The 12,271-nt window shown below is 35.1% G+C and carries 7 protein-coding genes; 4 read left to right on the top strand and 3 right to left on the bottom strand.

Features of this window, described 5'->3' with window-relative positions; genetic code table 11:
* From J2W95_RS06880 to J2W95_RS06870, 3 genes are all read right to left on the bottom strand, one after another.
* Entirely contained in the window at positions 1-1,866 is a 1,866-nt protein-coding gene (locus J2W95_RS06880) for a glycoside hydrolase family 35 protein (protein ID WP_310005313.1), read from the bottom strand.
* A gap of 118 nt (positions 1,867-1,984) precedes the next feature.
* A complete protein-coding gene (locus tag J2W95_RS06875) occupies positions 1,985-4,441 on the bottom strand; it encodes a prolyl oligopeptidase family serine peptidase (RefSeq protein WP_310005310.1) in 2,457 nt (818 codons plus the stop codon).
* 218 nt (positions 4,442-4,659) lie between these two features.
* On the bottom strand, positions 4,660-6,948 hold the full coding sequence (locus J2W95_RS06870) for a hypothetical protein (protein ID WP_310005308.1): 2,289 nt from the start codon (positions 6,946-6,948) through the stop codon (positions 4,660-4,662).
* 647 nt (positions 6,949-7,595) lie between these two features.
* On the opposite strand from J2W95_RS06870, the gene J2W95_RS06865 reads away from it, so the two are divergent.
* The 4 genes from J2W95_RS06865 (at position 7,596) to J2W95_RS06850 (ending at position 12,228) form a co-directional block, all read left to right on the top strand.
* The gene (locus J2W95_RS06865; protein ID WP_310005307.1) at positions 7,596-9,044 is read left to right on the top strand and encodes an alpha-L-fucosidase; all 1,449 of its coding nucleotides are present in this window, start codon (positions 7,596-7,598) and stop codon (positions 9,042-9,044) included.
* Positions 9,045-9,117: 73 nt separating this feature from the next.
* Entirely contained in the window at positions 9,118-9,465 is a 348-nt protein-coding gene (locus tag J2W95_RS06860) for an L-rhamnose mutarotase (RefSeq protein WP_310005305.1), read from the top strand.
* Between the two features lie 142 nt (positions 9,466-9,607).
* A complete protein-coding gene (locus J2W95_RS06855; RefSeq protein WP_310005303.1) occupies positions 9,608-10,387 on the top strand; it encodes an SDR family oxidoreductase in 780 nt (259 codons plus the stop codon).
* 20 nt (positions 10,388-10,407) lie between these two features.
* Positions 10,408-12,228, top strand: a complete 1,821-nt coding sequence (locus J2W95_RS06850) for a right-handed parallel beta-helix repeat-containing protein (protein WP_310005301.1) — start codon at positions 10,408-10,410, stop codon at positions 12,226-12,228.
* Positions 12,229-12,271 lie beyond the last annotated feature (43 nt).

Below are 12,271 nucleotides of genomic sequence, written 5' to 3'. Positions count from 1 at the left end.
TTATTTTGTTTCGCCTTTTTCAGGTTGTAGATCTTCCAAAATTGGCGTCTCGATAGATTTTATTGTCGTTTGAAGTTTGTCATTTTTTTGTTCGAAAATCACAATTTCATTTGCTCCTTCGTTTAACCAACAACCTGGGACATATAATGTTTGTTGTGGTCCAACACTCCAATAGCGCCCAATATTGATTCCGTTGATGAATACAATTCCTTTGCCCCAATCACGCATATCAAGGAAAGTGTCTCCTTTTTTAGTCAATTGAAAAGTACCTTGGTAAAGGGTAGGTTGCCCAACTTTAGCATTGTTTTTGGCATCAGCCAGATTTGGCATTTTGTCCATTGGTAGCGAATACATATTCCAGTCGCCAGTGATTTTTTCACCATTGATAATAACTGGAGAAATAATTCCTTTTGTACTGTTGATGATGTCTGCACCGTAGTTGATACGTCCCATGTTTTCAACTATAATATCCAAAGTAGCGTTGAAAGGAACGTCAATTGTGCACTCATAATTTTTATAATAACGATTCAATTCAGCTACCTTTTGACCATTGACATACACAATTGCGTAGTCGCGAAGTCCATTCAATTCTAATTTTCCACTGATAGGCTGTTTGAATTTTTTGCTGTACCAAACATAACCGTGCCCTTGATTTAATTCTTCAAAAGTCAATGGATTTTCGTTGTTTACAGGTTTTATTTTGTTTTTCAATGATTCCAAAGTCACTGCTTTTGTCAATTTGATTTCAGGAATGGAAATCACATCTATTTTAGCAGGAACAGCAGGTGTTTTTGGTGTTTTCAATAATTCACGTAAAGCATTGTATTTTTCCGTTGCCCAGCCTGCTTCGCTGATAGGGGCATCATAATCATAAGAGGTAAGGTCTGGTTGAATGTCGTGATTACCATCGTAATTGGCTCCTGAGGTAAAACCGAAATTTGTTCCTCCGTGTACCATGTAAAAGTTGAAAGAAACACCTGCATCCAGGTACTTTTTAGTTTGCTTAGCTACAGTTTCAGCAGAAACTTTTGGGAAAGGTTCAGCCCAATGATCTAACCAACCCGGATAGAATTCGGCCACCATATAAGGACCTTTACCACCGTTAAATTTATTTACAACTTCTTTTAGTTTGTCCACATTATCTTCGCCATTTGCAGTAGGCAAAGCACCTGGAAGAGCACCTTCGGCAAATAACCAACTTCCGTCCGAAGTAAAGAAAGGAACGTTGAAACCAACATCTTTCAATTGTTGGAAAACCGCTGCACTGTATTTTTTGTGCTCTTCTATCGAAATATCTTTGCGTTGGGCAACATAGGAACCAAATTCATTTTCACCCTGAACCATGATAATTGGCCCGCCATTGGTCACCAATAAATTTTTCACTTGTCCGTAAAGTGCAGTGAAATACGATTTGGTTGCTGCCAAATATTGAGGGTTGTTTCCACGAATTACCATTCCTGGAACTTTTTGCAGAAACCACGGGTAACCACCAAATTCCCATTCGGCACAAACATATGGCCCCGGACGTAAAATCACGTACAGTCCTTCTTCCTGTGCAATTTTGATATATTCAGCTACATCTTTATTTCCAGTTTTAAAATCCCAAACTCCCGGAGATACTTCGTGATAATTCCAGAAAACATAAGTCGCCACAGCATTCAATCCCATCGCTTTCATCATCTGCAAACGATTGCGCCAATATTCTTTAGGAATTCTGGAATAGTGCATTTCACCACTATGAATCTGGATGTTTTTCCCATCGATAACAAAATTACCGTCTTTGATGGCAAAGGTGTGTTTCTTTTGCCCAACTGCATTCACAGCTAACAAAAGGAATAAAATCACAGAGAATAGATTTTTTTTCATTTTATAAAAATTGATTGTTTTTTTTAAAACTATATGGTTTAAGGTTCACCACTAAAACGCTAATTTTATGCTTGCAACATCTTTTTCTAATTAGCGAATTAGCAGTAAATCATTTTTTTTAATTTAAAAATTCAAGTGTTTTGGTTGACCAGTCGTTGTCAAAGAATCCACTTACTTTCATTTCCGGCAACCCTTTTAAAAGTAAATCGGCTTTGAAAATCATTACATCAGGAAAACCTGTGATTCCCGAAATATAATTATTTGCCCAAGTTGCTTTCATTCCTGCTTCCGAAGTTCCAGCCACAACGCCTACCATAGCCGTTTTGCTGTCTTTTCTTGGTAACACGAAATAAGCAGCCAAATCATCTCCTTTTAACACTTTGTCGCCCACTTTTACTTGTTGGTTGTCAATTTGAATAGGAGAATTTTTCAACAACAAATTCCATGCCTTGTTGTTGGATGCATTTCCATAAATCACCACATTTCTGTCTTTGTATTTTTCCAATGAAAATTCTTTATCAGAAATCACATCGATGCTTCCGTTTCCTCTGTAATAAAAAGTCTCTGCATCAAAACGAGCTTTGTTTAGATACCATTCACGCTCCGAGGCTGAACCTCCTGTAGCATACACAAAAACAACGTTGTTATTGAAAGCAAACTTGAATCCACCTTGACGATCTGCGTATTTTTCGGATGTATTGATTTCGTTTATCAAAGACCATTTTGCATCTTTTAAAGCTAAAATTGCTTTTTTGTCTGATGCTGCTTTTACTGTTTGGTCATTGATGTTTATCGAGATTTCGCCTTTTAATTCTAATGAAACCAAATCAAGTTCTAAGATAGCAACATTTTCTGTTTTTATTGTAATTAGTTGATTATCAATTTTCGCGTTGATGTTTGAAAAATCAAACGGACGAATTTGTTGCTGTAATTTTATCCAATAATCGGTTGAGGAAACCGCAGGAGTGGCTGTGTGGAAATCAATTTCTTTGACTTCTTTGTTTGTTGGAATTGTTTGACGTTTAAAGAATTCAAAAATAGGGAACCAATCCACAGAATGATCGCCATACCAATGTTGACCGCCTGGGTATTCGTAATAGCAGAAATTGGGGTGGAAAGTGCTTAAAATCTCGCGCATTTCTCTCACTTGCGAAATTGGCACAGTCGAATCGGCATCACCATGAAGAATATAAACACCTGATTGTTTCAGGTTTTTAACGATACTTTTTACACGACCTGAATTGGCCGAACGTTTAATTGATTCAAAAGCTTTAAACTTATCATGCATTTCGTCGCCTTTGTCAAATCCGTAAGTCGAAATATCAGGGTAGGAGGCACAAGGTGCAATTGCTGCAAATTTATCAGGATAGGTCGTTCCCAAGAACCAAGTTCCATGTCCACCCATCGAGTGACCAGTTAAGTAGGTCTGGGCAGGAATGGTGTTGAATATTTTTTTGCCTTCTGCCAAAACTTCCAACGCATCAATTCTTCCCCAATCTTCCCAATTAAACCCAAAAGGGCGGCGATTTGTAGCCGCAACGATATGAGCCCAATCTTTCTGTTTGTAGGCACGTGCCTGATTTCTTGCTTCAACTGAAGCGCCGTGAACCGAAAGGATTAAAGCTTTTGGTCCGCTTCCTAATGCAGGAGCTACACTATAATATTGAACGCTGTTATCGACTTTACTCACAAATGTACGTTCGTGGTGAACGGTTGCAGAGCGTTGTTGAATCGGAACTTCGATTTCATCAATTACTTTTCCGCTTTTGTCCGAAAGCACTATTTTCATTTTTAATTCGCCAGTATAATCATTTTTTGCTGCAGGAACTTTAAATTTTACTTTTCTGACAAACAAAGGAATAATTGCATCGGTTGCATAAGTAGCAGTTTCTCCACTTGACAATTTTGCAGAAATAACAAGGTTTTTTAGGTTTTTTTCGGTCGCATTGATTACACGAACTGAAGCCCATTTTTGATCTTTTTCACCATTAATAACATCTGGGAGTGTTAAATCACGTTTGGTAAATAGTATACTTTTTGAAGGGATAACAATTTTTGATTTCACACGTCCAAAACGACCTTTGGTATAAATAAATTCGTTGATGCCTTTGTGAAGTTTAAACGGAATCAAAGTATATCCAAAATCATAATGGTCTCCTTCGTGAGGCATTCCATTAATGTATGTTCGGGTTCCGCCTGTGGTTTCCAAGAGTACAATTTGCTCTTTGGGAGAATTATATTCAGTAAAAAGAAAAGCTGATCTCATTTCTTTTTGGCTGAAAGCTCCAGCAGAATCAATTTTGATGGACTGCCAGTCTCCTTTTTGTTTGTTTGGATTAATGAATTTACCAACGGCATATTGCCAAGCGATAGGATCTTGCCCGTTAAAAAGAGTACCAGTTCTTTTCTCGGAAGGAAGAAAATAACCATCGCTGAAATGATGTAAAACACTTCCTTCGGCAGTTGTTACAATTTTTTCCTTTCCAAAATATTCGACTACATTCCCAGTGACTTTTGTTTGTGCAATCAAATTAGTACTCAAAACAACTAAAGATATTATCAGCCTTATCCTCATTTTTATCAAGTTTAGTTTTTATTTATTCTTATTTCTTATTGCAACTTTTATAAATCACTTTTAACTAAATCGGTTTAGTAGAAAGGGTTAAAAAAATGGAAACTCTATGATTTCCATTTTTATATGAACTGCAATGATTACCATGCTATTGTAACAAATATAAAGAAATTAAATTCACAAAAAACATTTTTTTTAAGTAAAAAACATTTTAAATTTCGTTAATATCCATTAGCTCTTATTAAAGTAATCGGATTATTTTTGCCTCCGTTAATTTTCTCATACAAAACCCAAGTATTGTTGTCATTTCCTTTTTCAAGAGTCCAACTTCTTTTCGGATCGGCTAATTTTTTTTTCAAATCATCTGGGAAAGCATTTGCTGCCCTTGCATCTTCCCAAGTTCGTATTGCTTTGAAAATTTGGTATTTCTGAGGACAAATTTCTACATTTTTCTGATTGATTCCCAACATATATGTGGCTCCAACACCAATAGATATGGCTTGAACATGTTCATAATCTTCTACTTTTGAAGATTTGTCGATGCTAAAGTTCCCTCCGAATGTTGCTGGGAAATAATTAGAATAGGCCACATCACGAATGTCTTTACCTTCACTGGTGGTACTTCCCCAAACACGTTTTTCTACATCATACATATTTTTCCCTCCACCAACATTCCATACACTTTGATAGTGCCAAGAACCTTCTGAAAGCGTCGCTCCTGTGATGCGGATATAATCTATTTTGTGATAGGCAGCTCTTTCGAACATTTTTCTAAAGAAACGTTTTACGCCATAATAACCTTGGCCAGTGTTGAATAGAAATTCCTGTCCATCTAAATCCATAAAATAAATTCCGTTTACTTTTGCAACATCAGCGTAATCTTCTGCCACAGCGTCCTGTAAGTTCAAATCTGGAATCAAACCATCATAACCGTATTCGATGGTTACTTGTAATTTAAGAATATCGTCATTAGCTTTATGGGAGGAAGGAGTTGTATTCCAATATCCTCTTTTTACATTCAAAAGTCTATAAGGGGCTGTTTTTGAAACACGCAAATAATGAATGAGTTCTTTACCAATTTTTACCATATTTAGACTTTTGCAATGTCCTTCCCAACTGGCAATTTCATCTAAATAGATGGGGTCGTTTACTAAGATAATTGTATCAGTTGCGGAAATTGATTTTACCAAAAGACGTTTCTGTTGATAGCACAAACTATCACTTGGAATTGGGCTAGCATCTTTTGTTCCTGGTGCCAATGCCGTTGCAATTGTGTGTCGGCCCATGAAAATTCCTTGTGCATTAGAAATATCGGTGAACTCTTTATGTGATTTATTTCCAGAAGTAAATTTGAAAGGTTTGGTTTCAAAATTTTTCCCGTCGATATAGCCTTTATGGCTGCGGTTGACTTTGTAATAAGGCAGATCATTGGCTTCTATGGCTTTAAAACCTAATTGTTTTGTATAGGAAACAATACTGTCAAACAAGTTACCTTCTGAAGTGACATCTGGAGTATATCGCGCCGGATCTTTTACCCATTTGCCATTAACGGTAGGATAGGGAAGTCCTTCGGACAAAACGATATTTTGAAGAACATCCATCAAAGCCGTGTTGTCTGGGCTACCCCAAAGAGCAATAGAGGAACCGATATAGTCAACACCCGGAATTGGTGCTATTTCCTGGTGGTTGGGGATATTGGTTGGCAACATTGGAATCAAAGAAAAGAAAATATTACGCTTTTTGGTTCTGTCTTTTGAATGATAGGTTACGTAAACTTGCCCTTTGTTATCAATCATCGCTGCATTTCCGTATAAAATTCTGTAATATTCTTCGGGATGACTGTAAAATGCTACGTCACTTATTCCGTCTCCTCCAATTGAGAATATTTGTCCTTCATGCAAATTTGCAGGCAAAGGGAATTTTATTTTATCAGGTGAGTGAATAATGTATTGAAATGGAGCTGCCTCACCTTCAGTGTTTGAAATTCCGCCTGTAGTTTGATCGTTCAGCGCCATTGCTCCAATAGCATAATTAATAGCTTTGGTGGTATCTCTGGCTACGCCAATGATTTCTCCAAATAAATTCGTAATATTTGTATGGTAAGAGCCCCATTGAATATCATCGATTTCTTCACGTTTCGTCAGTGATTGAAGAGTTAATTTAAAATATTTTGATTTTGGGGCCAGTACGACTTTTGCAACAGAGCCATTCGAATAACTTATGGTGAAAGTGTTGTTTTTCTTGTCGAATTTGGCTTGTTTAGGCTCGTAATATTTCTTTTTTGAACTGTCATACAAACACATCAGCGGAGATGGTTTCTCAGTTGGGCTGAACTCACGATTGGAAGTTACAGTCGTGTTTTTCATACTTGTGATAAATCCTTTGTCATTAACATGGATTTTGAAATAATTAGTATTGAAATCCCATTGGGCTTGTGCTTTTAAACCAAATAGCAATTGCAATGCAATAAAAAATGTCAGATTGCTGAAAGTGAAAATTCTCTTTTCCATCTTTTTGTTTTATTATTTCTGTTTTTTTAGAAAATCTAAAATTACTTCTTAATTATTTTAGCGATTAGTTCAATTTTATCCATATTTAATTATTAATTATCAATCTTATCCTAAATAAAAAATCAGGATACAAAAACTGATTTTTTCATTGGGTTTGTACTTTGAAATGGTCATTTTTTCTGAAACTATTTTGTTGAATTATGAATTAAAAGTTACTTCAAAAATGAAAATTGCAAAATAAAAATTGTGTCCTATTATATATGTATGTCATTTTTGTATTTCCTATGTAGAATATTTTCAGTCTTTTTTTTATTTGAATTCTTATAAAAAAATAATTGCACTCGATTAATGTACTAAATGATTTTTCTTCATTTTGTTTTAAAACATCCTTATTCTTTCTGAAATAAAATCATATTTAATGGTATTTTTTGATACTAAATGTTAAGATAATAATTGCTTAATTAATGATAATTTTGAGTTAAAATAAAACTTAATTATACAATAACTTTATTTTTTTTAGATTGAGTCAAAATGCTGTGTCTGAAAATATAAAACGTTTTAGTTGATAAAGTTATTTTTGGTAGAGTACGCCGTATTGTTACTACTAAATCGTTATCGTTCCAAAGAAAAAAACAATAAATAAAAATATGAAAAACAGAATAAAACTAGTATTGGCTGCCTGTTGTTTTGCTACTACGACTCTGTCACATGCACAAGGTGATATTATGGTTGAAAACGAAAAAACACCTTATGATACTTATATTGCTCCAAAAGACAAGGAAGTAAAAGAAAACTTATCAAAATGGCAGGATTACAAATTTGGAGTTTTAATTCATATGGGGTTGTATAGCCAATTGGGAATTTGCGAATCGTGGGGATTAGCTCCAGAAGATTGGGTGACCCGTAACGGTTATGATGATTATGATTCTTTTGCTTCCGATTATCGTGGTGCAAGATTCAGTTTGAATCCAACAAATTTAGATTCTGAAAAATGGGCAAAAATGTTTAAAAATGCTGGAGCAAAATATTTGATTTTTACATCCAAACACCATGATGGGTTTTGTATGTATGATTCGAAATTCACCGATTTCAAAATTACCAACCCAAATTTGCCATCCTCGAAAAACAAGAATCCTGATGTATTGAAAAACGTTTTGGACGCTTCTCGAAAAGAAGGATTGTCAGTTGGAATTTATTTTTCAAAACCAGATTGGACTTCACAGGATTTTTGGTGGAAATACTATCCTCCAAAAGACAGAAATCCAAATTATGATATAAAAGCATATCCTGAAAAATGGCAAAGTTTCGTAAAATACACCCAAAATCAATTGGATGAATTGACGAGCAATTATGGTAAAGTAGATATATTGTGGCTTGACGGAGGATGGGTTCGTCCAGTATCTACGGTAAAAGAAAACGAAGGAAAGAAAGGACGTCAGAATTTAGACATCAATATGAAACTCATTGCAGAAACTGCACGTAAAAAACAACCGGGATTGATTGTGGTGGATCGTTGGGTACCAGGCGAATACGAAGATTATCTTACTCCTGAACGAAAAGTGCTTGAAAAACCAATTCCGGTGCCATGGGAAAGCTGTGTTACCCTTGGAAACGATTGGGGTTGGGTGCCGAATGACAAATACAAATCGGGAACAGAAGTTATTCAACTGTTAACTGGAATTGTTGCCAAAGGCGGAAATTTATTGCTTGGTGTTGGTCCTGACGGAAAAGGCGATTTTGAACCAAAAATTCAACAAACATTGGCCGAGGTTGGAAAATGGCTTGATATTAATGGTGAGGCTATTTATGCTACAAGACCAATCGCACCTTATTCTGAAGGTAATTTGTATTATACGTCGAAAGGTGAAAAAACAGTTTTCGGAATTTACCTTCCAACTGCAACTGAAAAAGAAATTCCTTCACAAATTGTCATTAAAAACAATTTAAAAGGGAAACTAAATGTTACACTTTTGGCAAACAAACAAAAACTAAGTTACAAAAGCGTCAATGGTGGAATCAGTGTTACGATTCCTAATTCATTGAAAGCGGAATTGGCAAAACAAGGAGGAGTCTCAATAAAAGTGAGTGCACAGTAAATAGTAATTGTATTGAATTGTTTTTCAGTATATTAATTATTAATTTCAATCTTTTTAAACTAAAAAAAATAGAATGGTAACCCAAAAATATTGTCTTGCATTAGACTTGATTGAAGACCCAACATTAATGGCAGAATATAAAAAATACCATGAAAAAATTTGGCCAGAAATCACAAAAAGTATCACTGGTTCAGGGATTGAAAATCTTGATATTTATTGTGTGGGCAACAGGATGTTTATGATTATCGAGGCCAATGAGACTTTTACTTTTGAAAGAAAAGGGGAGATGGATGCCAATAATCCGAAAGTACAGGAATGGGAAGAATTGATGTGGAAATACCAAAAAGCATTGCCTTGGGCAAAAGAAGGTGAAAAATGGATGATGATGGATAAGATATTTGACTTGCATAAAAATGGTTAATCATCATAGCGAATTTGAATAAATGCCAGATAAGTAAAATTAATAAGGATTAAGAAACATCGTTCAGATTGAGTCCTATATCAAATTTATGATATTCGTAAGGTTTCAAAACGAAATTTCAAATTCAAAAAAAATATAGAAAATGAATCTCAATTTAAAAGACAAAATTGTAATCGTTACAGGAGGAGCAAAAGGAATTGGACTTGGAATTTGTAAAGTGTTGGCTTCAGAAGGAGCTATTCCTGTAATTGTAGGAAGAGTTGATGCCGACAATCAAATTGCTATCAAAGAGATCGAAACCGAAGGCGGAAAAGCATTATCAGTCGTGGCTGAATTGACCAATCCAGAAGCTTGTAAAAGTGCTGTTGACCAAGTAATAGCTCTATGTGGCCGCATTGACGGATTAATCAATAATGCAGGTGTTAATGACGGTGTAGGTTTGGAAAGTGGAGACTATGAAAAATTTCTAGCATCCATTCATAAAAACTTGGTTCATTATTATTTGATGGCACAACATGCTTTGCCAGAGTTGAAAAAAACAAAAGGAGCAATTGTGAACATCGGTTCAAAAACAGCCGATACAGGACAAGGAAATACTTCAGCTTATGCAGCTTCAAATGGTGGACGAAATGCTTTAACCCGAGAATGGGCTGTTGAATTGTTGAAATATGGAATCCGTGTAAATTCAGTAATTGTAGCCGAATGTTACACACCATTATATGATAAATGGATTAAAACTCTTGAAAATCCGGAAGAAAAAATAAAAGAAATTACAGCTAAAATTCCGTTCGAAAACAGAATGACGACTGCTGAAGAAATTGCAAATATGGCTGTATTCTTGTTGTCAGACAAATCGAGCCACACAACTGGTCAGTTGATTTATGTAGATGGAGGTTATACACACCTTGATCGTTCGTTGTAAATTATAATTAAAATTTTAAAATGATTTTTTCCAAAGTAAAGAGTATACTGTTTTTATTTTTCCTGATAACATTTGGTGTTTCAGGACAAGTTGCCGACACTATAAAAGTGACGCAATTTGGTGTAAAATCCAACAGTTATTCCAATGCAAGTAAAGGTGTTCGAGAAGCTTTGGAAAAATGCAAAGGCAAACAAAATGTTGTCATTCAGTTGCCGGGAGGAAGAATTGATTTATGGCCTGAAGATGCTATCAAAAAAGAAATTTATATTTCGAATTCGACAGAAAGTGATACTTTATCTAAAGTAAAAAGCATTGGATTTTACTTTGACAATTTGGAAAATGTCACTTTGGACGGAAATAATACTTTGGTGGTTTTGCACGGAAAAATGGTTTCGTTTGCTTTGTTCAATTGCCAAAATATTGAGATTAAAAATATTCAATTTGACTATGAGCGTCCAACGATGTCAGAAGTGACCGTCGTTTCGGTTTCACCATCGGCTATCAAAATGAAAATTCATCCTGATTCAAGATATTTTATCGAAAATGGTAAAATTGGATTTTATGGAGAAGGATGGAAAAGTAATTCGCATCACACTATTTCATTGGATAAAGAAAAAAATCTAATGCGTTATTCTTCATTTGGTCCATTTTTGAAATCAAAAGCGATTCAGGAAGAAAACAGAACCGTTTTGTTTGAAGGTGATTTTGCAAAAGAAAAATATAAAGATGGAGATGTGCTTTCTATTCGTGATACTTACAGGGATAATTGCGGCGGATTTATCACTTTGAGTAAAGATATTGTTCTTTCGAATGTGAAAATGCACTTCATGCACGGATTGGGAATCGTTTCTCAATTTGCTGAAAATATTACACTTTCAAAAGTTGTCGTTGCACCGCGGGAAGATTCAGGTCGTGTGATAGCTTCATTTGCAGATTGTTTTCATTTTTCGGGATGTAAAGGAAAAATCTTAGTTGACGGTTGCAGAACATCTGGTTCACATGACGATCCGATGAATGTACATGGAACCCATTTGAAAATCACCGAAATTTCTCAAGATAAGAAAATAATAATAGTGCAATTTATGCACCATCAAACATATGGATTTGAAGCTTTTTTTGCAGGTGACAGCATAAGTTTTGTTAGTCCACAAACGTTAAAACCAATTGTTTCCGGTAAACTGAAATCGGCAAAATTGATTAATAAAAAAGAAATGGAATTGGTTTTGGATGGCAAAATATCAGATAAAGTGAAAGTGGGTGACGTGATTGAAAACACAACTTGGACTCCGGAAGTTACTATCAAAAATTCAAGATTCGAGCGTACCAATACTCGTGGTTTGTTATTGACTACTAGCAGAAAAGTATTGATTGAAAATAATATTTTTTATCGAACAGGAATGCACGCAATCCTGATTGCAAACGACGCTTCGAGTTGGTTTGAGTCTGGTTCGGTTTCCGATGTAACGATTCGTAACAACACTTTTGAAGAGTGTGCTTACAATTCAGGAACAATCATCAATATCGCACCAGAAAACCACGAACTGGTTGAAGGTTATTATGTGCATCGTAACATCCGAATAGAAAACAATACGTTTAAAATTTTCGACAAACCTATTTTGTCAGCACGATCAACTGACGGATTGTTTTTTTCGAATAATACAATTAATCAATCCGATTTGCTCTCTGCTGGATCCAATGAAAATTCGTTTTCTCTTACGGCATGCAACAATGTTGTAATCAAAAATAACAAGTTTGGTACAACTTGGAAACCAAAAATTACAACTGACAAAATGACGAAAAAGCAAATTAAAACAGATATTAAAGATTTGAATAGTAAATAAAAACAACAACTGAAATGCTGTTCGTTTTAAAAACAAAACCAAA

This window comes from Flavobacterium granuli (assembly GCF_031456055.1).
Classification (GTDB): domain Bacteria; phylum Bacteroidota; class Bacteroidia; order Flavobacteriales; family Flavobacteriaceae; genus Flavobacterium; species Flavobacterium granuli_A.
The sequence above is the reverse complement of the archived record's forward strand: the minus strand, read 5'-3'. Positions and strand labels throughout refer to the sequence as shown.

What these genes read in the sequence shown, in the direction of transcription:
- J2W95_RS06880 (WP_310005313.1), bottom strand. Translation starts at nt 1,866, where the DNA reads ATGAAAAAAAATCTATTCTCTGTGATTTTATTCCTTTTGTTAGCTGTG.
- J2W95_RS06875 (WP_310005310.1), bottom strand. Translation starts at nt 4,441, where the DNA reads ATGAGGATAAGGCTGATAATATCTTTAGTTGTTTTGAGTACTAATTTG.
- J2W95_RS06870 (WP_310005308.1), bottom strand. Translation starts at nt 6,948, where the DNA reads ATGGAAAAGAGAATTTTCACTTTCAGCAATCTGACATTTTTTATTGCA.
- J2W95_RS06865 (WP_310005307.1), top strand. Translation starts at nt 7,596, where the DNA reads ATGAAAAACAGAATAAAACTAGTATTGGCTGCCTGTTGTTTTGCTACT.
- J2W95_RS06860 (WP_310005305.1), top strand. Translation starts at nt 9,118, where the DNA reads ATGGTAACCCAAAAATATTGTCTTGCATTAGACTTGATTGAAGACCCA.
- J2W95_RS06855 (WP_310005303.1), top strand. Translation starts at nt 9,608, where the DNA reads ATGAATCTCAATTTAAAAGACAAAATTGTAATCGTTACAGGAGGAGCA.
- J2W95_RS06850 (WP_310005301.1), top strand. Translation starts at nt 10,408, where the DNA reads ATGATTTTTTCCAAAGTAAAGAGTATACTGTTTTTATTTTTCCTGATA.